Raw genomic sequence first — 21,068 nt, 5'->3', positions numbered from 1 at the left:
CCCGGGCGGGGGCGCGGGGGAGAAAACCCCACGCCGCCGTACGCGCGCGGAGTCCGGGGTGGTCCCGCCCCCGAGGGCGGCCTGCGGCCGCTCTCGAAACCGGTTGATCCTGCCGGACCTGACCGCTATCGGGGTGGGGCTAAGCCATGCGAGTCGCGCGCCCGGGGCGCCGGGCGCGGCGCACGGCTCAGTAACACGTGCCCAACCTACCCTCGGGAGGGGGACAACCCCGGGAAACTGGGGCTGATCCCCCATAGGGGAAGGGCGCTGGAAGGCCCCTTCCCCCAAAGGGATCTCGGGCGATCTCCCGGGATCCGCCCGAGGATGGGGGCACGGCCCATCAGGTTGTTGGCGGGGTAACGGCCCGCCAAGCCGAAGACGGGTAGGGGCGGTGAGAGCCGTGAGCCCCGAGATGGGCACTGAGACAAGGGCCCAGGCCCTACGGGGTGCAGCAGGCGCGAATACTCCGCAATGCGGGCAACCGCGACGGGGCCACCCCGAGTGCCGGGCGAAGAGCCCGGCTTTTGCCCGGTGTAAGGAGCCGGGCGAATAAGCGGGGGGTAAGTCTGGTGTCAGCCGCCGCGGTAATACCAGCCCCGCGAGTGGTCAGGGTGATTACTGGGCTTAAAGCGCCCGTAGCCGGCCCGGCAAGTCGCTCCTGAAATCCCCGGGCTCAACCCGGGGGCCGGGGGCGATACTGCCGGGCTAGGGGGCGGGAGAGGCCGCCGGTACTCCGGGGGTAGGGGCGAAATCCTATAATCCCCGGAGGACCACCAGTGGCGAAAGCGGGCGGCCAGAACGCGCCCGACGGTGAGGGGCGAAAGCCGGGGGAGCAAAGGGGATTAGATACCCCTGTAGTCCCGGCTGTAAACGATGCGGGCTGGCTGTCGGCCGGGCTTAGGGCCCGGCCGGTGGCGTAGGGAAACCGTTAAGCCCGCCGCCTGGGGAGTACGGCCGCAAGGCTGAAACTTAAAGGAATTGGCGGGGGGGCACCACAAGGGGTGAAGCTTGCGGCTTAATTGGAGTCAACGCCGGAAACCTTACCCGGGGCGACAGCAGGATGAAGGCCAGGCTAACGACCTTGCCGGACGAGCTGAGAGGAGGTGCATGGCCGTCGTCAGCTCGTGCCGTGAGGTGTCCGGTTAAGTCCGGCAACGAGCGAGACCCCCACCCCTAGTTGCTTCCCCGCTCTTCGGGACGGGGGGCACACTAGGGGGACTGCCGGCGTAAGCCGGAGGAAGGAGGGGGCCACGGCAGGTCAGTATGCCCCGAAACCCCGGGGCTGCACGCGAGCTGCAATGGCGGGGACAGCGGGATCCGACCCCGAAAGGGGGAGGCAATCCCGTAAACCCCGCCCCAGTAGGGAATCGAGGGCTGCAACTCGCCCTCGTGAACGTGGAATCCCTAGTAACCGCGTGTCACCAACGCGCGGTGAATACGTCCCTGCCCCTTGCACACACCGCCCGTCGCACCACCCGAGGGAGTTCTCTGCGAGGCCCCTTGCCTGGGGCAACCCGGGTGGGGGGACGAGCAGAGAACTCCCGAGGGGGGTGAAGTCGTAACAAGGTAGCCGTAGGGGAACCTGCGGCTGGATCACCTCCTAACCCTCGGGGCGGGAACCCTAGAGGACTCCGCGCGCACGGCTCCGCAATCCGCCGTCCGCACGGCCAAGCCGTCCGGTGGATGGCTCGGCTCGGGCGCCGAGGAAGGGCGTGGCAAGCTGCGATAAGCCCGGGGTAGCCGCATGCGGGCGTTGAACCCGGGATCCCCGAATGGGGCTTCCTGCCGGGGCCGAACAGGCTCCGGCGCCCCGTAAGGGGCGGGAACGCGGGGAAAGGAAACATCTTAGTACCCGCAGGAAGAGAAGCCAACAGGGAACCCCTGAGTAGGGGCGACCGAAAGGGGGAGAGCCCAAACCAAATCCCTACGGGACGACCGTGGGGAGATGTGGTGTTGTGGGCTCGGGTACCGCCGGCGGGCGGTAGCCGAAGTGGGCTGGAAAGCCCCGCCGTAGAGGGTGATAGCCCCGTAGGCGAAACCGCCCGTGGCGGAGTCCCGGGATCCCGGAGTACCTCGCCTTGGTTTTGGCGGGGGAAGCCGGCGGCCACTGGCCGCCAAGGCTAAGCACGTCCCGAGTCCGATAGCGAACTAGTACCGTGAGGGAAAGCTGAAAAGAACCCCGGAAGGGGGGTGAAAAGAGCCTGAAACCGGACGGCTACAGTGGGGCGGGCCTCGAAGGATGCCCTCGCCCGAAGGAAACCCCGGTGACGGGGGAGTACGAGGGCGAGGGTCCAGGGTCCGCCCTTACGTCTAGAAACACGGGCCGGGGAGTTCACGGCCGTGGCGAGTCTAAGGGGTTCAACCCCGTAGGCGTAGGGAAACCGACAGCCCGTAGCCGGCTCGCGCCGGTGAGGGGCGGGGTCCGAAAGGGCCCGTAGCCACGGCCGTGAGACCAGAAACCGGGCGATCTAGCCCTGGGCAGGGCGAAGCGGGGCGAAAGCCCCGTGGAGGCCCGAAAGGGTTCTGACGTGCAATTCGTTCCCATGACCTGGGGCTAGGGGCAAAAGACCAACCAAGCCCGGTGATAGCTGGTTCCCCCCGAAGCGGGTCCCAGCCCGGCCTCCCCGGAGGCCGCCGGCGGGGTAGAGCACTGATCGGGGACGCAGGGCCCGAAAGGGTCCGGTCCCCGGTCAAACTCCGAACCTGCCGGCGCCGTAGAAGGGGGGAGGCGGGGCCAGTGGGGTAAGCCTCTGGCCCGAGACGGGAATAACCGGGACCGGGGTTAAGGCCCCAAAGTGCGGGCTAAGTGTCAATGTCCAAGGGCGTCCCTCGCCCAAGACAGCGGGACCGTGGGCCTAACAGCAGCCATCGGCTAAGCAACGCGTAACAGCGGACCCGCCGAGGCGAGGGGCCCCGTAGATGTAGAGGGACTCAAGCCCGCCGCCGAGACCCCGGGCCTCCGGCCGTTGGCCGGAGTGCGGTAGGGGGGCGCGGCCGTGGGGCAGAAGCCGGGCCGAGAGGTCCGGTGGACCCGCGGTCGACGAAGATCCCGGCGGTAGTAGCAGCTAAGAGGGGTGAGAAGCCCCTCCGCCGGAAAGGACAAGGTTTTCCCGGCAACTTCAATAGGCCGGGAGTAAGCCGGTCCTAAGGCGGGGCCTAATTGGCACCCGCCGAAAGGGAAACGGGTTAATATTCCCGTGCCGCGGGGGTAGGCTCTGCGGCAACGCAGGCCCCGTCCCCGACGCCTCGGGATAGGGCGGGCGGGACCGCCGTCCCGTTTAACCGCTGAAGGCCGGGGAGTGCCGTAATGGCGAGAACCGGCTGAAGGCGGGAATAGCCGGGGGTTTCCCCGGTCCGCCCGACTCCTGGGGCCCATGAAAAGGGGACGGGGAACGAGCCCCCGCGCCCGTACCGAGAACCGACGCAGGTGCTCCTGGGTGAGAAGCCCAAGGCGGCTCGGGTTTACCCCAGGCCAGGGAACTCGGCAAATTGGCCCCGTAACTTCGGGAGAAGGGGTGCCTGCGGTCTTGGGGTACACCCCTGGGACCGCAGGTCGCAGTGACAAGGGGGACCTGACTGTTTAACAAAAACATAGGTCCCCGCTAGCCCGTAAGGGTGTGTACGGGGGCTGAATCCTGGCCACTGGCGGTACGTGAACCCCGGGCACAACCGGGCGAAGCGCCGCTGAAGGCCGGGGGTAACTCTGACCCTCTTAAGGTAGCCAAATGCCTTGCCGGGTAAGTTCCGGCGTGCATGAATGGATCAACGAGGTCCCCACTGTCCCGGCCTGGGGCCCGGCGAACCCACCTCCAGGTGCACAGTCCTGGGACCCCCGACGGGGCGAGAAGTCCCTGTGGAGCTTCACTGCAGCCTGTCGTTGCGGAGGGGCGGGGGATGCAGAGCGTAGGCAGGAGCAATGAAACGGGGCCTCCGGGTCCCGTGGATGCGGTCCTGGAACACTGCCCATTCTCCGCCCCTCCGCTAACCCGGGGGTAACCCCGGGGACAGCGGCAGGCGGGCAGTTCGGCTGGGGCGGCACACCCCTGAAAAGATATCGGGGGTGCCCAAAGCTCGGCTCAGGCGGGTCAGGACTCCGCCGTAGAGTGTAAGGGCAAAAGCCGGGCTGACTGCGCCCTTGAACGCAAGGGGCGCAGGCGGGAAACCGGGGCCTAGAGAACGCTCGTGCCCCCACCAGTGGGGGCCGGGCATGACAGAAAAGTTACCCCAGGAATAACCGGCTCGTCGCGGGTGAGAGTCCCCATCGACCCCGCGGTTTGGTACCCAGACGTCGTCTCTTCCCATCCTGGCGGTGCAGCAGCCGCCAAGGGTGGGGCTGCCCGCCCATTAAAGGGGAACGTGAGATGGGTTCAGACCGTCGCGAGACAGGTCGGTCTCTACCTGTCGGGGGCGTTGGCCGCCTGAGGGGAAGGTGCCCTCAGTACGAGAGGAACGGGGCGCCGCGGCCTCTAGTCTACCGGTTGTCCGGCAGGGCACTGCCGGGCAGCCACGCCGTAGGGGATAACCGCTGAAAGCATCTAAGCGGGAAGCCCTCCCCGAGACGAGGCGGCCGTTGCCCTGGGGGTAACCCCGGGGCACGAGGGCTCCCGTAGAAGACGGGTTTGATGGGGGGGCGGTGTAGCCCCCGAGGGTTTTCCCGAGGGGGGAGCCGGCCCCTCCCAATCGCCCGAGCGTGCGGACGGCGGGCGAAAGAGCCGGAGCGGCGGCGTGGGGTTTCTCCTTGGGTTCTCTCTTCCCCCTGTTTTGTGTGCGGTGTTTTCCGCTACGGCTTTGTTTGTTGTATATGTAATGTTTAAATAGCATATTTTCTTTGACTATGCGGGTTTGGTTGATTGTTCTGGGTCTTCTAGCTGTTTCTGTTTTTGTATACGACGCGAAGCCAGGGAGCCTGCTGGACACGGCTTATCTAGGGAGGGTAGCTGACGAGACGTGGCGGGCCTATAGACAGCCGTCGCAACGAGATCCGTCCCCTATCGCAGATTTCTACGCGAGTATTTCAGATATGACGACTTGGTTAATAAGTATGTGCCTGTGGTGCAGTTTTTTGAAATGATTATCGCCTTTATCGCCTATAGATATGTAGACGTCTGTTGCCCCCGCGGGGATGGTTGCTCGAGGAGGTGCAGGTTGCTGGCCTCCGCGCACAGCTCTTGGGATTTCCGGCCCAAGCTCCGCGACAGCTGGTCGCTGTACGTGGGGAGGACGCATATAGGCTACATAGAGGGCTATCTAGTCCCCGACGCCCCCGCCGTGCCTATAAGGACTGGGGAGGGCTGGGGCAGGTTCGTGGCGTGGGCGGAGGACGGGCGGCCCTTCCTCGTCTGGCCCGCGGTGTCCGGGATAAGCAGGTCGTTTGTCGAGGCCCCGCCCGCAGTCAAGCTGGCCTTTTTCTACCGGGTTGACCCCTCCCTCTACGCCCGAGGCGACTGGTTTAGAGTCTCTATACTCCCCGCAGAGAAATACCCCGGCTCTGGCAAATTGGTTGGTGAGGAGTTCCACATCGTCGAGCCCGATGCGGACTACCTACGCCTCGTGGGTAGGGGCGGCGACGAGTTTCTGGCTTGGGACCTCGTGCTGGGCACTCTCGACACCGGGGAGTGGATCTTGATTTGAGAAGACGGCCTATACCTCGCCGTCAGAGAGGGGGTAGGGTAGTGGTGAGAGAGCCCTACAACGGCTTGATCTACGACGTGAGGGGGCCGCCGTATGCCCCGCACATACCTGTGGTCCCCGTCAAGTGGGTTAGGGAGAGGTTCAAGAAGGCTGTGGAGTTTGCGAAGAGGGTTGGGCTGTTTGAGCTGAGGCACAGAGGCGACTGCCCGCATCTATACGTGCCTCCGATAGATCCGGCGCATCTCCTAAAGTGGCCTCTGGTCTTATACAAGTGGGAGTATAGACTGGTAGCAACTCCGGTGTTTCGCTACTCCGCCAGATTGAGGGAAGTCAACTGCGGCGAGATCTACGGAGAGGCGCGGGGGGCTGAGGCCTATAAAGCCTCCTAGGGAGGTCGGCGAACGGTCTGGAGGGGCATCGCGGGGCAGAGCCCGGGTGCCCAGCCGTGGAAACGCCGCAGCGACTGGCCTAGGCGACGCCTACGCCTCGGCAGGTTGCCGTTTGCACGGCGTCTTTGGATATAGGCGGCGTCACGGCGTTGTTACCTTCAGCCGTAGTCCGAGAGCTCCGGCGGCCTCCGCTATCACGTCGAAGTCTCTATCTCTCGTCGCCAGCTCTTCGCCGCGGTTTATCGACACGGCCGCCACCAGCAGGTCGGAAAACGCCTGCCCAAGCCGATTAGCGCCAGCTGTAGTCTGTGCGCCACCATGTAGTCCTCGTAGATGGGGAAGATCACGCCCCCCGAGAAGTGTTTATAATAAACGATCTTGGGGTATTCCACCAGCGTGACGGCCGTTATGTCCTCCGTAACCGGTCTGCGGGCCCTCACTCTCTCAATTACGGCGCTTGTGTCCAATATCACGGCGGTAGCCTCTCCCTTTCCCGCGCCTCGAGGGCCTCCACGTCAACTGCCTCCAGATCCTCGACCAAGTCCTCAGGCCTTATGCCGAGCCTCTTCCTGAGCTCCTGTACCGGGACTCCCCCCCCCCCCAGCCTCTTAACGACCTCCTCTACAACTCTTCTAAACTCCTCCTCGTCAATCCAAGGCGGGATGCTAACAGCCGCCGTTTTGCCCACGGCCAAACCCCACCTATAATTTAAAAATTTCTGCGTTGAGGGAGCGATAGGGCCTAGAAGTCCGGCACGCCGTCCAACGCCGACGCGGCGGCTGAAGCCGAGAGTGAGAGGCTACGCCGTTTCTGGGAGTCTCTCGATGCGGCTTCTCAGAGTCTACGTGGGGTTGCGGACAGGAGAGGCCGGCGAAGTCGGCCGTAGCGAGGCCGGCGGAGCTCATAGGCGTAGCCGAGAGGCGTAGATGGGGTTCCACATAACAAAAATTGCGGAGAGGACGTTAGGATGGTGGGGAGTGGGTGGTGCAGGTTTGGGCGGGTTTATCCACGAGGTTGAGACGGTCAGCGCGTCGAGAAACGCCGGGGGTTGAGGCAACTATGCGGCGCAACGCCTATTGAAGGCGGCGGAGAGCGGGAAAGGTTTAAATCTTTCCCCGCGGCTGTTGACGTGCTTTCTCTCACAAAGCCTTGGGTAGATTTAGAGAAGTACCGGCGAGATCGCCTAAAGGAGGCCATGTACGAGGCGGAGCTCGCAGAGGAGTTCCTAAAAAACGGCCTCGTTCGAAACGCCGCCGGCAAGGCGTTTCAAGCCGTCAAGGCCTATTTGGCGGCCGTAGCTGCGGCGCAGAGGGATAAGGTAGTCGCCGCTTTCCCGGGCAGGCGCAGGCTCGGACCCACTAAAGTCGTGGAGAGGGGGGAGTGGATAATTGCCGTGATGCCCACGTCTAGAATGCGGGAGGTGGCGGCCGTAATCGGCGATAGGGAGCTACGGCTGATGGTCGAGCTGGCCTTAAACCTGCACGAGTTTCAGTACAACGGCCTAGACGGAGACGCGGAGGTGTCTCGATACGCCAGCGAGGAGATGGTGAGGAGAGATATAGAGGAGGTGGTGTCCTATATCAGAAGAGCGGCGTCCGGCCAACAGCCTTGACGCGGAGCTTCTAAGGGCGAGCCTCCCGCGGCGCCCTCCCCATAGTGCCGCGGTCGACGTTAGTTGGGTCGATTATGACCAGGCCGTATGCGTTTAGGGCTTCGGCGACGGGCGCGTTTATCGGGCCGGGCGGGTATGCCGGTATGAATTGGGCGACTGCGCGGTCAGCCCCAGCGTCTTCGTGGCCATAGACCCGTTATGGGGTTAATCTGTCGTGAACGCCTCGCCGCCCGAGTGATCGATCAAGTGCCAGGTGGGGCGCGTGGTTGGGATTGGCTTCCAGAGTGTGATGCCTGGCGACGTTGACGTGGCCGGGGAGTGCCCCCTACACGGCACGGGACTGTCGAGGCGATCCGCCGGGCTAGGGAGGCCTGCCCCGACGCCGTAATCGGAATGGATAGAGGGTTCGCCGTGCTTCCCAACGTGTCTAGTTACGTGATCTTGTTGGAGGATTTAGGTAACGGCGCTGGGCCGTATCGGGTACGTGGATCCCGCCAGGGTCGTGGCCGGCAACTTCGAGACAACACGGCGTGGCTGTGTTTGCTCTGGGCTACGCCAAGGCGCCGGCGGCCAGTACTGCGTCAAGCCGCTCGCCGAGAGGGAGGGTTGCTGTTCTACATAGGCAACTGGAACTTGACGGCGCTCTGGCGGCCGACGTCTAGAAAAAGGAAAGGGATGGTGTGGGGGATCCTTCGGTTGCTACTGTTGTTGTTTCGGTTTTAGGTATATCTTATTGCCTATTATCGCGTTGTTGGGTATCAACACCTTGGTCCCGTCGCTCTTGATCACTGTAGTGAACAAGGTGCTCACGTCCTCGACTACGCCGTCTTCGCCGACTAGGTTCACCGAGTCCTTTATCTTGAAGGGCCTAGCTATGAGCAGGAAAAGGCCTGCCACCGCCTGGCCTAGCACCTGTTGCGACGCGAAGCCTATGACGATTCCTAAGAAACCGCCCAACGCTACTCCGGCCGCGCCGCCGCCCACCGCGCCGGCTATAGCGGCGAGCATGGCGCCGATGCCTATGATCCTGACGACGTTCCTCACAGACGCCGCGACCGAGTGGTCGTATTTGGCCCTCATGCTCCAGTAGAAGAACTCGGCCACCCCCGACACTATGTAGTAGCCGAAGAGCAACGCAAGCAGTATCTGGACGTAGCCCTCGTAGCTCTGGACCTGTATGTTGTATTGGGGCAACAAGCTCGACATAAGGTAGTGGACGACTGCCGATATGACCACGTAGATCACGATGTAGACGACTACTCTGGCTATGGCCGCGCCTGTTCTCTTCGCCACTTCGGAGGCCGGAAGCGGGCCTTCTTGGCTCATGTAGCAGATGCCATGGATCCTAATAAAAGACAGGAATTATACAAGAATAATATATAAATAAATTGAAAAAATCTAGTACAGTACATCAGCATAATTTTATTTAAATAGTAATTTATTTTCACTAGCTATAATGAATTATTGAACTCTTCATTGCTATAATGCCTCAGCGCCGTTAGGAGCAGGGTGGCTGCCGCCGCAGAGGCGAACGCAAAGGCGATCGCGCCGCCTTCCCCAACCGCCGTGTAGATGTAGCTGAACGCGAGGCTTCCGAGGACTCCGCCGACTGCCTTGCCCGTGTACAGCACTCCGTTGTTGGCTGTGGCGTATCTGGCCCCGAAGATCTTGCTCGCCGCGTTGAGGTAGAGCACTATGAGCGAGCCGCCGAAGAGGCCTATCAGTACGGTGCCCGCGGCGGCTAGGCCCAACGCGAACAGCGCGGCGCCGAGCATGGACGCGCCGAGCCCTACGTATATGGTGTTGAGGACTCCCCACTCGTCGGCTACCTTGCCGAGTATGGGCCGCGCTACGCCGACCATCAAAGGATATATGGAGGCCAGGAGCACGAGCTGTCCGCCGGAGCTCAACAAGTGGAGGGACGAGGCGAGCGTCAACAGAGGCACGGACCCCAGGGCGTATGAGGCGTAGAGTAGCCAAAACCTGGCGTCTCTGGCCGCCTGCGCCGGCGTCTTGCCCGACAGGCCGCGCGGATATTCGGCGAGGGACATCAAGGCCGGCAACGCCGCCAGCTCGACGGCCCCGATCGTCAACGCGACCTCTCTGAAATCCCCGGCGAGGGCTATCATCGGGTTGGCCACGGCGGAGCCGAGGCCGAAGCCTAGGGAGACGAGGCCTGTGGCTAGGCCCATCTTGTCCCTATACCACTTGACGGCTAGGTTGAAGGCGATGCCGTACAGCACCCCCTCGCCTATGCTGCCCAGAGCCCACGCCGCGTAGAGCGTCGGCAAGTCGGGCGCGAGCGCGGCTCCTATGAAGCCGAACGCCGACAGCACGGCCGCGGCCATCCCCACGGCCTTGGGGCCCCTCGCGTCGGCCAACCCCCCTCCAACGGGTTGAGCCAGCGTGGAGGCCACTACGTATATCGAGAAGCCCGTGGCGACCAGCACCGCCCCTATACCCAACTGGCGCCCCAACATGGGGCCCAACAAGTTCCAGGTGTATTGGTAGAGCGAGTTGAAGCACATGACGACGAACCCTATCACCAGGTAGACGGCCCTCCGCACTATATTTTTGACGGGGGTATTTTTATGTGGGCCTCCTGCTGAACGTCGACTACGGCGACCAGCTGGCGAGGATAAGGGCCAGAGACGTGCTGAGGCGCCTCCAGTCGGCTAGGTACGTGGGCGAGGAGGAGGCGATAGACGCCTTCTATCTACACTACAGGAGGCCCATATTCGGCGGCAGGCCCTCCAACGAGTCCTGGGCCTACTTCGTCAAGGCCTACGTACGCTCTGAGTACTACAGAGAGGTGGGCCCCATCTGTAGGCTGAACCCGAAGGCGTCGCGCGAGGCGGCCGTCCGCCTCCTCAGAGCCTACCAAGCCTTCCTCGACTCGCTGGAGGCGGGGCGGGACCGGTTCTGGAGGGGAAGGGGGATCTGGCTTAAGTGGACGGAGGCCTTGAGGAGCTTGAGGAGGCTCATGGGCGATCCCGCCGACGTCCACAAGCTGTACGCCTCTTTGAGGAGGCTCGGGGAGGTTTTGGGCCCGGGGAGGTCGGCGGACCCGGCATCTCTGGCGATCTCAATAGCGGCGGATCCCGCCAGGGCCAAGCTGGCCGACGTGGTGGCCGACGTGGCCGAGCTCGCCTCGAGGCTCGACCCCGCGGACCTCGAGGAGGGGGCCTCGCCGGGGCCGGGCGTGCCCGACGGGATCAAGCAGTCGTCTATATCGGCGCTGAGGCGGGCGACCAACGTCACGAAGGCCCTATACGCGTCGTCCCGGGAGCTCTTCGCGTTCAAGCTGGCCACATCGACGCTCTCTGCCAAGAAGTACGTGTCGGCGGGGCGTCCGCCGCTCTATATACTCCTCGACAAGTCGGGCTCCATGTACGACCTAGCGCCGGGGCTGGGGGTCAGGCGGATATCCGTCGCGGCGGCGTTGGCCATAGCACTCTGGCGCAGCTCGCGCAGCTCCCTACTGCGCCTCTTCGACGTGGAGGTGCATAGGCCCGAGGCGGAGGGCGGCGTCGTGGATATCCTCCTGAGGGTCGTCCCGTCCGGGGGGACCAGCATAGGCAGAGCCGTCTTGTCGGCCGTCGAGGAGGCCCGCCGCCTCGGCCCGAGGAAGTACGTCCTGGCCTTAGTGACAGACGGCGAGGACGACTCCCTCGACGGCTCCGTTTTCGAGAGGGCTAGGGAGGCCTTCGCCGACGTGAGGGTGTATCTGGTAGGCCGGCGGGAGTTAAAAATCGGCGGGGTTTCGGTGAAGCATATAGCCTCACTGCCTCTTAAGAAGCCGCGCGAGCATCCCGAATATGACCACGGCGAAGCCGACGGCCGCCACGAGATCGCCTATCATTCTGAGCCAGACAACGTTCACCACTACCGGCTCTTGCCAGAAGCCCAGCGCGCCGGACGGCGTGTATAGCGTCTTTATGAACCAGTACCCCTTGGCGAGCTCCTGCTGGATCTGCAGAACGCCCAGAGGCTCCAAAGTGAGCAGGACCTGGAGGTAGAAGCCTACGCCGATAATCACGGCGGCCCACCTCATGAGCCTGAGATCCCTATCGCTGAACTTGCCGGATAAGTAAAACGCGACGACCCACATCAATATGCTCGGCACCCCGTAGGCCAGCGGGAAGGCCACGTGGGCGTGTGCCATCGTGCTCTGAGCGTCGTGTAGGAAGTAGTTGAGGAAGGGGGCGTTGATGAAGGCCGCGCCGAAGACCACCACGCCGATACCGCCGCCGATCCCGGCCACCAACGCGTAGGTCACCAGCGTCTTCTGGAACTCGGTCCTAATCTCGCCCCTCCTCCAGACGACTATGGCGTATATTATCATGAAGCCCAGAGGCACCGCCTCGAGGACGCTGACTATGGCGCCGACGTACATCCAGAACGTCGGGAGGCCGTTGAAGTAGTAGTGGTGGGCTGTCCCTATCATACCGGTTATTATTTCACTCGTCGCGTCGAGGCCGACGACTGCTAGGGCCAGCCTCTGGGGCACCAGCCCCGCTATGAACAAGAGGACGGCCACCACGGTGACCACTATGGGCGGCCAGAAGCCCTCCACGTAGGCGTGTATAGTCATCCATCTGAAGTACTCGTCGACTTGGAAGTCCGGCCACGGGGCTACCACGGGCAGAGCTCCCACGAATGTGCCGGCGGCCGCGCCCGCTATGGCTATAGAGAGTATCTTGGCGAAGGGCCTCAGAGGCTCCGCCGCCGTCTTGGACGCCTTATACCAGAGATAGGAGAAGTAGCCCAAAACGGCGGTCAGGAGCAACAGCCAGAGAGTCCCCTGGTCTATTACGTCTCTCCCCTGGCTCCCCACTATGAACCACCAAGGAGCCGGTATGTAGCCCAGATAGCTGAGCCATATCCCGAACAAATCGCCGAGGGCCACCGCCGTCCCTAGGGCGAGCACGGCCGCGACTTGTCTCTTGGACACATTCACGCCGAAGTACGGGAACACGAATAGGGAGAACGTGAGCCACGTCAAGGCTATCCACAATATCGCCAAGTTGTAGTGGAGGGCGCGGGAGACATTAAACGGAAGAATAGACAACAAGTTGACGCCGTATAGGGACGCGTCTGTGTAGAGGTGCATCGTGTAGCCGCCGAGGAGGCCCTGGACGCCTAGGGCGAGCCCGAAGAGGGCGAAGCCCCAGAGGGTGAGGCGTTGGGCCTCGTTGGGGGGCGGGAGCTGTATGGGCGATCTGGGATCGCGCCAGTAGTCGAGGAACTTGATGAAGACGTAGGCTGCCATGGGCATCACTATGAGCAGTATGGCGATTATCATGCCCCACGAGGCGTAGAGCACGTTGTTGGTGGGGGCCAGAAGGCCTGGGGTGTAGGGGAAGCCGTTGGTGTAGTTCTCCAGCGCTATTAGGGCCGTCCACGTGAAGTACGCCGTCAGATACCTCACTATCGTCTTGTTGGTTATCAGATAGGGCTTAAGCCTATACTCGGCGGAGTCGGGGCCCAGCATCTGCGAGTAGTAGTTCACCGCGTCGTAGAAGCCCTTGGCGAAGACGTCGCTCACCACGATCTTGCCGCCGTCTGGGTCGGGGAGGAGCGCGGCCTTAATGGCGGCCATGGCCGTGGCGTTGTTCTGAGGCACCGCGTCGAAGCCGAGGCTGTGGGCGGCGGCGTCCTCGAGCATCCTCAACGTATACGACGTGAAGTCCACGCCGAAGTAGCCGCCCATGCCCAAGACCGAGCCGTAGTCCATCAAGCCGTATTTCTGGAAGTAGTACTTGCCGAGGACCACGTCTCTGCCGGTGAAGAGCACCGTCCCGTTGGCCGTCACGACCTCGCTGGGTATGGGAGGTATGTGGGTGAACGTGTAGTAGGCCATGAATGCGTAGGCCGCATATACGAGAACCGTCGCGGCCAACACTATCGTGGGCCATACGCTCTTGCCGTTGGGCATGGCCGTAAAGCGATCGGCGCAAGTTATCCTTTCTGGTTAACCTAGTTAACCCGTTGAGGAGCTAATTTAAGTCTAGAGAAGCAATTTTTAAATTGAAGATAACGACAAATAAGCGTGAAGTTCTTGCGCGTCCGCCTAAGGGCTTGCGACGCGCTACCGCGCGACGCCTTGGCCCACCTAGGCTTCAAAATAGAGGGCGACCGCGTGCGCCACGTGGTCCTCACCCCGAGAGGCCCCGTCACGGTGTCCAAGAAATGCGACGAGTGTATATTCTACAAGCTTATCTCCGGCAGTTATGTCTACGGCGCGCCGTCGATACATAACGGCGTTATCAAGGTCGTCGTCGCCGACACGCGCCCGGCCAGGAGGATACTGGCGGAGCACAGACAGCAGGTGATCTCGGTGGAGCGGCTAAGGCCCGCCTCCCTCGTCCTGACGTCGAAACAGAGGGAGGTGCTTTCGGCAATGGCCTCGGGCGGCTCCATATCGTTAATAGCGCGCGCAAGCTCCCGGTCGAAGGTCGCCGTGTATAAGCTGTTCCGCAAGACCCTGAAGAAGGTCGTCGAGCTTATTTAGGCAGGCTCCGTAACCTACGTGCCCTTCGAGCGTCTGCTGTTCGTCAGATTCGCGGCGCCTCCGGACGTAGTCCTCGACGTGATATTTAGGTTGGGCCTGGCCGGCATTGCGGTATTCGAGGACAGGCCGCCCTACTTCTCGCAACCGCCCGTCCCGCCGCTCGCGGCGGACGTAGAGGCGCTCGGGCGGCTCTTAGATCGCGTCGGCTTAGAGGCGGAGGCAAGGCCGCCCCGCGCCGACAAGTTGTCCGAGGCCTTGAGGAAGGCCCTCGACGCGTTGAGGGCGTGCACGGCCGGCTACAGGCTGGACGACGCCGTGGGGAGGGAGGCCGCCAAGCGGGCGATACTGAGCTGTCTCGCCGAGAGGGGGACTGCCGCCGAGGATCTCGCGGGCATATACAGAGCCGCGAAGGAGGTCCTGGATATCTACGGGAAATCCGCGTACTCTGAGGGGCCGGACACCGGCAAGTCCTTCGCGGCCATGGCCGCCGAGGTGGCCGCCAAGGAGGAAGAGCTGAGGAGGCTCGGCGCCCTCGTGTCCTTCCTCGAGTGGCTGGAGGGCGGCGGCTACTCGCGCCTCAGAGTGCCCAAGGGCTACCGCGTGGTGTTGGAGCCCCGCGAGCCCATACCGGAGCCCCACCAACTGTTCGAGCTCGGGGGCTTTAAGGTGGCCATAGTCGCGGGCGGCGCGGGGAGGTACGGAGGGGTCGAGGTGCCGCAGGAGTACCTATTGGATATACATACGGCGAGGGAGTTGCTGAGGCAGACCATCGCGAGCGTGGACGAGGCGCTGGGGAGGCTGAAGAGATCCCTGGCGGAGATGTACGAAGTATACCGGGCCTATTCGGCGTTCGGCGACGCGAGGTGGGAGGACCACGCCGGGACCGCCACCGTATCTTTCTATATAAGGGAGAGGGACGCGGCCAAGCTGGACGAGATACTCGCGGGCGCCCTCGGAGGGGTCTACGTGCCTCGGCGGCTCGTCGCCTACAGGACAGGCGCCGCCTACAAGCTGATAAGGACGCCGACGAGCGAGAGGTGGCCCTACCCGATAAAGGCGTTCTCCAGGATACTCTACATGTACGGGCCCCCCGCCCCGGGCGAGATATCGCCGCTCCCGCTGGTGGCCTTCCTCTTCCCCTTCTTCTACGGCTGGATGTTCGGCGACGTCGGCTACGGCCTACTGCTCCTCGTACTGGCGCTGGTCTTGTTGAGGGTCGGCAGGAAGGACTGGGGCTTTATCTGGCTGACCACGTCGGCCGCAACAATGGCCTTCGGGCTCTACTACGGCGACTTCTTCGGCCTAAAGCTGTGGGGCGCGAGGCAGGAGCTGGACTACATGACGGGCATGGCGGTTGCCATGATGTTCGGCTACTATCTCATGGCGCTGGCGTTCGTCCTCAAGACGGCCCAGTCTGCGCTGTCTGGCGACGCCCCCGCGGCCGCCGCCCTCCACGCCCCTATGACAGTCATCTATCTATCGATCGGCGCATCTCTGCTGAGGTACATAAACATGCCGCAGTTGCTTTACGGAAGGCCTTTCGTAGATATCGCGGCCAAGGCCTGCGGCGCCCTCGCCGATCTCCGCGTCATGCTGGCCGGCACGTCGTGGCTCGCCTCGGGCATCGCGGCTCTTGCCTTGAAATACGGCGCCGTCTACCTGCGCGAGATAGGGGGCGAGCTGGCCTTCTCGACCATGGAGGCCTTCATAGCGGCGACCGCCAACGTCCTCAGCTTCGCGCGGCTCGCCATAGTCTACATAGCCCACGGCATATTCACCTCAGCCGCGCTCAGTCTGCTGGATCTGCCGGCAGGCATCGCGCTGTACGCGCTGGCGCAGTTGTTGATAGCCGGGTTCGAGGGCTTCTTGACGGCTATACAGTCGCTTAGGCTGATATACTACGAGACCCTCTCGAAGTTCTACAGAGGCTCTGGAAGGCTCTTCGAGCCCTTCAAGCTAGGCCGGCAGGAGCCCGAGAGGGCTTGACAATATACAAGGCCTCCGGGCGTAGGCGGCAAGGTATTTATCCCGCGTGCATGTCTCGGCGTGGGTCATGTATTCACTAGGGCGAGGTTTAGGGGGGAGGGGCGAGGTGGAGTACGACGAGATATTGGCAGACACGGGGGCCACCTTCACGGCGCTCCCCATCGACGCGGCCGAGAAGCTCATAGAGACGCCGTTCACGGTCGAGCTGAGGCTAGGAGACGGCAGGAGAGTGGCCGCGAAGGTGTACGTGGCTGAAGCCGAGATAGAGGGGAGGCGGGGCCCCGTGAGGGTAGTTGCGTTCGAGGGGGCGACCCCCGTCATAGGCGTGGACACCCTCGAGACGCTGGGGCTCCGCGTAGATCCGATCACGGGCAAGCTCGAGAAGACGGAATACTACATGCTCTACGTCTAGCCCCGCAGGCCAGCCCCGGCGAGGCCGTCCACGCATATCAACTGGCCGGGCCCAGAGCTTTGTTGAGACACGTCCGTCTATGGCTAGCCCGCCCAGCTTAGTCAAGGCCGCCACCGATCTGGCCGCCGCGTTGGCTTTATCTTTGGCGATAGATGTAGCGTCTGGCCGGCTGGGGCCCGGGATAGTGGTGGAGATGTATAGGCGGCGACTACGGTAGCGGAACGCATCGGCCCGCCGTCATGTATATCCCAGCCGTCTTCAGATATACCGCGTCCGCACGCACTATACGTCTACTACGGAGGCTACACACGCCCACGGAACGATAACCCACAGCCCATCGTCTGCCCGAATATATACGCCGTATATAGGTGTTGATTGTAGCCTCTAGCCCCGGAAGGCCGTCGAAGCGAGCATTCTAGCGTTGCGAGGCCTAGAACGGCCGCCCGGGGGCTATCGATCGGCGCAAAGCGGAGCCGTGCGCTCCGGGCGTTACGGCGGGGCAAAGCTTAAAAACCTTTAGAAATATATGTAAAGGGGCCCGTAGCTCAGCCTGGTAGAGCGGCGGAGGTGAACGCCGCCGTAGCTCTTAACCCGTAGGTCGTGGGTTCGAATCCCACCGGGCCCGCCAGCAACTCTTTTGTCGATCACGGGCTGGCGTTGCGGCTCCCACGTCCCTAGTGGTTATTGCTCCCGCGGCGGCGATTGTCCTGGAGCCCAAAAGGCGGGGAGGGGTCTTTGAATCGATAGAGCCGGCCTAGCACGGCCTAATCCTCGCCACGCCTACAGCAGTCACGTAACCTCAACGGCTTTGGATTTTAGGTATTCCTTAGCTTCGTCTTCGTAAGCTATGTGTAGCTCCACCGGCGCATCCCAAGGTAGCCCGTAGCGGTCCATGGACCTCATTAGAATATCTTATACAATTTACTTTTATTAATAGCAGTATTCCCTGGAATTATTATAAGTATGTCTATATCGCTAAGCACGGTGGTTCTGTCCTCGGCGACGCCGCCGATTACGTAAACCCTAGCGCCCGGCACTAGATCCCTAGCGGCCCTCATTACGGCTCTCGCGTACTCCCTCCACCTCCTTAAATGCTCGAAGTGGCTCCTAACCCAGCTTGACACGGCTAAGTAGCTTTATTAAATCCTTAACGACTCTCGACGCGGCGAAGACGTCGCCGGCGTCGTAGCTCGACTCGCCGTATCCGCTCTCGATATAGGACTCCTCGAGGGCTATGAGCACATCCCTATTGTCAGCCGTAAAGTTTCTTAGTTCGCGGGCCAATTCCTCGTATTCGAGTAGATGCCTGATCCTATACCCGAGAATTTGTAGCCTCTCAAGCTCATAGTTAATTACTTGATCCAATGATACTAGTTCGTGTGTTGTTGTATTCTATTATATATTTATATATACTACTACTTATCAAACCCATTCTGTATAGTATTTCATAGCCGGTGTAGTTGCCCTTGACGGTCGCAGTGTAGCCGTAGTGTATTGGGTACTGTAGCGGTATTGGGTATGTCCAATTCGTTGGGGTTATCACTATGGGCGGCCTTGGGGGTTGGTTGAAGTCGAAGGCAGCCAGTAGGCCTGCTAGGTTTGAGTTGGCCACTATCGGGGTTAGGTAGGGTAGGTGCCAGTTATAGTCGATAAAGGCCAGCAACGTGTATCCTGAAATACTGTAGTTATCCACCCAGCCCTCCTTGGCGTAGGGTGATATTATGAGTAGTGGCACCCTCTCTCCAAGCACATTGTAGTTTCTTAAACCGAGCCTACTTAGGTAACCATCCTCACAGGCTGGGTCTATACCATAGTTGTATATTATCGGGGGCGGTACTTGGTCGTAGAATCCACCACCTTCATCGAACGTGATGAAGATCACCGTGCTGTTCCAATATGGGCTCTCCTCTATGGCGTCTACGAAGTATGCCAAGTTAACCTGCCCCTGGGTTAGGTTGAATGGGGGGTGTAGGTCTAGGGCCGAGTGTTCGTCATGGCCATTGCCGCCGGTGAACATTAGGAAGGAGACGCTGGGTAGTTCGCCATCCCTCAGGTCTTGTAGGAATACCGAGGTGTTGAAGTAGTAGCTACTATACTTGCCGGCCCCCTTTATTAGGGATAGCGGATACGGCGGTAGAGCTTGCCCAGGTCTATAGCCGTAGTCGAAGTAGGCCCAGGATATGTTATATTGGGTCAATTGGTACAGTATAGTCTCCTGGAAGTCTATGACGCAGTCGCTGTTGGCGCCAAAGGCCGGTACGGGGAAGCCCACCAGGTAGGATATCCTATTGGGTGTGGTTGTTGCTAGATCCGGGGAGAAGAAGTTGTCGGCAAGCACGTACTCCTCGGCGTAGTCCCAGAGTAGGGGAACCTGCTGGTAGGATAGGTATGCCATGGACTGTGGGCCTGAACCCCTAACGAAGCCGTCCATAGCCCCCAAGTCCCAGTCAGTGTGGTAGTTTACGTATCCCTCCCAGGGGTCCTTTAAGATAACGGAGTTTGCGTAATATGGCTTAACGCCGTTAATAACGACGCTTAGGTTAAGGCCAACGGGCCTCATTAGGGACAGCGTAATGCTGTTAATTATGGGTGGGGTGCCGAATGGGTAAAGGCCGTAAATGTTGTCAAAGGCGTGGTTCTCGAGAATTATTATGACTACGTGCTTTATCGGCGTTGCCGTCAATCCGCTAACCTTAAACCCTGTAGACGTGGTTGAGTTAATGTACCTATGCTTAATGGGCCTAGGCATCGCGATAAACATCACTGCGGTTAAGGCGACCACCAGTATTACGACCCCGGCCAGGGCTAAGGCCCTGTTCACAACGTTAGGCCGCTAGGTTGTAGTTGTCCTCAACGACGAGGCCGCTTTGATTAGTTAAGGCCCTTGAGTACAGCTGCACCTGGGCTAGGAACTTGTTGCGCCTTATGAAGAACGGCGCCGTTATCGAGACCCCACCATTGATTAGATAGGCCGGCGAGGTCAACGGGTTGACCATGTTGTCTGAGAGCTCGTAGAAGCCGTTGGTTAGGTCTTGGCTTAGGCCTATTATAGTGTCAAAGCCCTGGTTCATGGTTATGTAATTGCCCCTAGCCTCGAAGACCACGTTATTGGGTATGGTTATCAACGCCCACTCGCCGGATGAGGCCCTCTTATCTATTTCATTATCCAATAGCCTGACTCTAACTACAGAGCCCTCTGCGGATTTGCTGGGTATGTTTATTAATGGGCCGTTGCCCGAACCAAAAATCCTGCTCCCCTCAATCGTTAGCAGTAAGTCGCTCTGAGGCCTATTCCTAGTCTCCACCCTTATGGTTAATGAGTGTACCTCTGAGTCCATTACGGTTATCCTGGCCACGGAGTCCAGTAGGCTAATTACGCCACCTAGGCGGCTACAGCATATTAGGGCGTCCACGAACCCGTAGTCGACATATATTGGCGTGTTGACAAATAGCTGGGCGCCGTAGCTCTCGACGCCACCCCTATCCGTGCCTATCACTGTGTTACTAATCATTAGTTTACTCCTACCGTCTGTGTTGCCATAGTTTATCCCAATGTTGAAGCCCAGTATCTGGGTGTTCGCTATCTGTATCGTGCCCGTCCCAGAGGATATTGCGACACCTGCCCTGGCTGTGCTTATGAAGTAGGACTCGTCGATCTCGGTGAACGTGACGCCGTCGCTGACTATTACCGTCGAGCTCTTGCTGTTGGGGTTGGCTCCAAGGTACGTGAAGCCCCTAACTCTAACCCCGTAGGAGTTGTTGAACCAGATCCAGCCTATGGGCGAAGGCGCCCCCGAGCCGTCGGCTAAAGTCGGCGGATCGACCACCGTTATGTCCTCGAGGATTACGCCGTTACCGACAGCGCCGCCTCCCGAGTAGTACCCTCCAGTCACTATGGGACCCACGGGAGGTCCCCTATTCATGTCGTTGACGAAGGCCAGGCGGCGGAGGACGGGGGGCGGAGCCTGGTCGGCGGTCGGCGAGTCGCCGGGAGTCCCTATAGTGAAGGCCCAGGCCTGGCTCTTGCCCTTGTTGTCGTATAGGTGTATCCTCGTGGCGAGCCCCTCGCCCTCGAGTATCACTTGGACCTCCCTCTTGATAACTCCTATGTGTATTATCCTATTGGGGTAGTAGTCGCCCCTCCTTATGAAAGCCAAGCCGCCTCCCGTGTTGAGCAGGTAGGCCACGGCCTCCTGTATGCCGGCCGTCTGGGTATACCCGCCCAACTCGTTGACGCCTTCCGACGGGTATACTCCTAAATCGCTGACGATTCTGCCGCTCGAGTCGACAACGACCTCGCCATCGGCCGCGACCACCATAGGTCTAGCCTCTCCCGGCGGCTGGACCACGACTGAGTAGGCGGGCGGAACGCCCGACGCCTCAACGGTCTGAGGAGGCCCGCGCGCCAGGCCGCCCGCTATGAGGCCCCCCGCTAGTCCTAAGCCCAACGCGCCCAATAACTTGAAGACCTCCCTCCTACCTGCCATGGGGGATCGTCCCCTTGCTAAATTTAACGGTTCGGCG

General features: G+C 61.2%; 16 protein-coding genes, 1 tRNA gene, 2 rRNA genes and 1 pseudogene. 11 read left to right on the top strand and 9 right to left on the bottom strand.

The features are described 5' to 3' along the window. Positions 1 to 96: 96 nt before the first annotated feature. The 4 genes from TUZN_RS07425 (at position 97) to TUZN_RS11355 (ending at position 6,020) form a co-directional block, all read left to right on the top strand. Positions 97 to 1,602, top strand: a 16S ribosomal RNA gene (locus TUZN_RS07425). Positions 1,603 to 1,655: 53 nt separating this feature from the next. Beyond that, a 23S ribosomal RNA gene (locus TUZN_RS07420) occupies positions 1,656 to 4,700 on the top strand. Together the 16S and 23S rRNA genes form the textbook arrangement of a ribosomal RNA operon. A gap of 328 nt (positions 4,701 to 5,028) precedes the next feature. Continuing rightward, positions 5,029 to 5,631: a hypothetical protein gene (locus TUZN_RS11360; protein WP_013680342.1), complete on the top strand. Its 603-nt coding sequence runs from the start codon at positions 5,029 to 5,031 to the stop codon at positions 5,629 to 5,631. A gap of 41 nt (positions 5,632 to 5,672) precedes the next feature. Then, positions 5,673 to 6,020 (top strand): hypothetical protein, encoded by a 348-nt coding sequence (locus TUZN_RS11355; RefSeq protein ID WP_052886169.1) that lies wholly within the window; start codon positions 5,673 to 5,675, stop codon positions 6,018 to 6,020. A gap of 239 nt (positions 6,021 to 6,259) precedes the next feature. Here the strand turns inward: TUZN_RS11355 and TUZN_RS11060 are convergent, their stop codons facing one another. Continuing rightward, entirely contained in the window at positions 6,260 to 6,493 is a 234-nt protein-coding gene (locus tag TUZN_RS11060; RefSeq protein WP_013680339.1) for a hypothetical protein, read from the bottom strand. Next, positions 6,490 to 6,708, bottom strand: coding sequence for a hypothetical protein (locus TUZN_RS07400; protein ID WP_237698206.1), 219 nt, complete (start codon positions 6,706 to 6,708; stop codon positions 6,490 to 6,492). Before TUZN_RS07400 ends, TUZN_RS11060 begins: the two co-directional genes overlap by 4 nt. A gap of 441 nt (positions 6,709 to 7,149) precedes the next feature. Here TUZN_RS07400 and TUZN_RS07395 point away from each other — a divergent pair, with 441 nt between their 5' ends. Together TUZN_RS07395 and TUZN_RS11550 are read left to right on the top strand one after the other, a co-directional pair. Next, positions 7,150 to 7,632, top strand: coding sequence for a PaREP1 family protein (locus TUZN_RS07395; protein ID WP_052886168.1), 483 nt, complete (start codon positions 7,150 to 7,152; stop codon positions 7,630 to 7,632). Between the two features lie 530 nt (positions 7,633 to 8,162). Further along, complete coding sequence (locus TUZN_RS11550; RefSeq protein ID WP_272941280.1) at positions 8,163 to 8,294, top strand: hypothetical protein; 132 nt, start codon at positions 8,163 to 8,165, stop codon at positions 8,292 to 8,294. A 37-nt stretch (positions 8,295 to 8,331) separates the two neighbouring features. Here the strand turns inward: TUZN_RS11550 and TUZN_RS07390 are convergent, their stop codons facing one another. From TUZN_RS07390 to TUZN_RS07380, 3 genes are all read right to left on the bottom strand, one after another. After that, entirely contained in the window at positions 8,332 to 8,958 is a 627-nt protein-coding gene (locus tag TUZN_RS07390; RefSeq protein WP_052886167.1) for a mechanosensitive ion channel domain-containing protein, read from the bottom strand. A 125-nt stretch (positions 8,959 to 9,083) separates the two neighbouring features. Then, a complete protein-coding gene (locus TUZN_RS07385; RefSeq protein WP_013680335.1) occupies positions 9,084 to 10,199 on the bottom strand; it encodes an MFS transporter in 1,116 nt (371 codons plus the stop codon). A 1,214-nt stretch (positions 10,200 to 11,413) separates the two neighbouring features. Then, positions 11,414 to 13,570 (bottom strand): nitric-oxide reductase large subunit, encoded by a 2,157-nt coding sequence (locus tag TUZN_RS07380; protein WP_013680334.1) that lies wholly within the window; start codon positions 13,568 to 13,570, stop codon positions 11,414 to 11,416. A gap of 114 nt (positions 13,571 to 13,684) precedes the next feature. Between TUZN_RS07380 and TUZN_RS07375 the strand changes: the two genes are divergently transcribed. From TUZN_RS07375 to TUZN_RS07360, 5 genes are all read left to right on the top strand, one after another. Continuing rightward, positions 13,685 to 14,146 (top strand): hypothetical protein, encoded by a 462-nt coding sequence (locus TUZN_RS07375; RefSeq protein WP_013680333.1) that lies wholly within the window; start codon positions 13,685 to 13,687, stop codon positions 14,144 to 14,146. A gap of 18 nt (positions 14,147 to 14,164) precedes the next feature. After that, positions 14,165 to 16,132 (top strand): V-type ATPase 116kDa subunit family protein, encoded by a 1,968-nt coding sequence (locus TUZN_RS07370; RefSeq protein WP_013680332.1) that lies wholly within the window; start codon positions 14,165 to 14,167, stop codon positions 16,130 to 16,132. 46 nt (positions 16,133 to 16,178) lie between these two features. Then, entirely contained in the window at positions 16,179 to 16,544 is a 366-nt protein-coding gene (locus TUZN_RS07365; protein ID WP_237698205.1) for an aspartyl protease family protein, read from the top strand. A 79-nt stretch (positions 16,545 to 16,623) separates the two neighbouring features. Beyond that, entirely contained in the window at positions 16,624 to 16,761 is a 138-nt protein-coding gene (locus TUZN_RS11240) for a hypothetical protein (protein WP_158305068.1), read from the top strand. Positions 16,762 to 17,078: 317 nt separating this feature from the next. Then, positions 17,079 to 17,172 (top strand) — tRNA-Lys (locus tag TUZN_RS07360). A gap of 161 nt (positions 17,173 to 17,333) precedes the next feature. Here the strand turns inward: TUZN_RS07360 and TUZN_RS07355 are convergent. The 4 genes and pseudogenes from TUZN_RS07355 to TUZN_RS07340 all read right to left on the bottom strand — a co-directional run bounded on the left by TUZN_RS07355 (position 17,334) and on the right by TUZN_RS07340 (position 21,031). After that, a pseudogene (locus TUZN_RS07355) lies at positions 17,334 to 17,668 on the bottom strand (nucleotidyltransferase domain-containing protein). Further along, on the bottom strand, positions 17,652 to 17,786 hold the full coding sequence (locus TUZN_RS11545; protein ID WP_013680328.1) for a hypothetical protein: 135 nt from the start codon (positions 17,784 to 17,786) through the stop codon (positions 17,652 to 17,654). Before TUZN_RS11545 ends, TUZN_RS07355 begins: the two are co-directional and overlap by 17 nt. A 106-nt stretch (positions 17,787 to 17,892) precedes the next feature. Next, a complete protein-coding gene (locus tag TUZN_RS07345) occupies positions 17,893 to 19,305 on the bottom strand; it encodes a phospholipase C (RefSeq protein WP_148678711.1) in 1,413 nt (470 codons plus the stop codon). A gap of 64 nt (positions 19,306 to 19,369) precedes the next feature. Then, positions 19,370 to 21,031, bottom strand: a complete 1,662-nt coding sequence (locus tag TUZN_RS07340; RefSeq protein ID WP_013680326.1) for a hypothetical protein — start codon at positions 21,029 to 21,031, stop codon at positions 19,370 to 19,372. Positions 21,032 to 21,068 lie beyond the last annotated feature (37 nt).

The organism is Thermoproteus uzoniensis 768-20 (assembly GCF_000193375.1).
In the GTDB taxonomy this organism is placed as follows: Archaea; Thermoproteota; Thermoprotei; order Thermoproteales; family Thermoproteaceae; genus Thermoproteus; species Thermoproteus uzoniensis_A.
This window is presented reverse-complemented; position numbering and strand designations above follow the sequence as displayed.

Coding starts and splice junctions, on each gene's coding strand:
- TUZN_RS07390 (WP_052886167.1), bottom strand. CDS start 8,958: ATGAGCCAAGAAGGCCCGCTTCCGGCCTCCGAAGTGGCGAAGAGAACA.
- TUZN_RS07380 (WP_013680334.1), bottom strand. CDS start 13,570: ATGCCCAACGGCAAGAGCGTATGGCCCACGATAGTGTTGGCCGCGACG.
- TUZN_RS11240 (WP_158305068.1), top strand. CDS start 16,624: ATGGCTAGCCCGCCCAGCTTAGTCAAGGCCGCCACCGATCTGGCCGCC.
- TUZN_RS07345 (WP_148678711.1), bottom strand. CDS start 19,305: ATGTTTATCGCGATGCCTAGGCCCATTAAGCATAGGTACATTAACTCA.
- TUZN_RS07340 (WP_013680326.1), bottom strand. CDS start 21,031: ATGGCAGGTAGGAGGGAGGTCTTCAAGTTATTGGGCGCGTTGGGCTTA.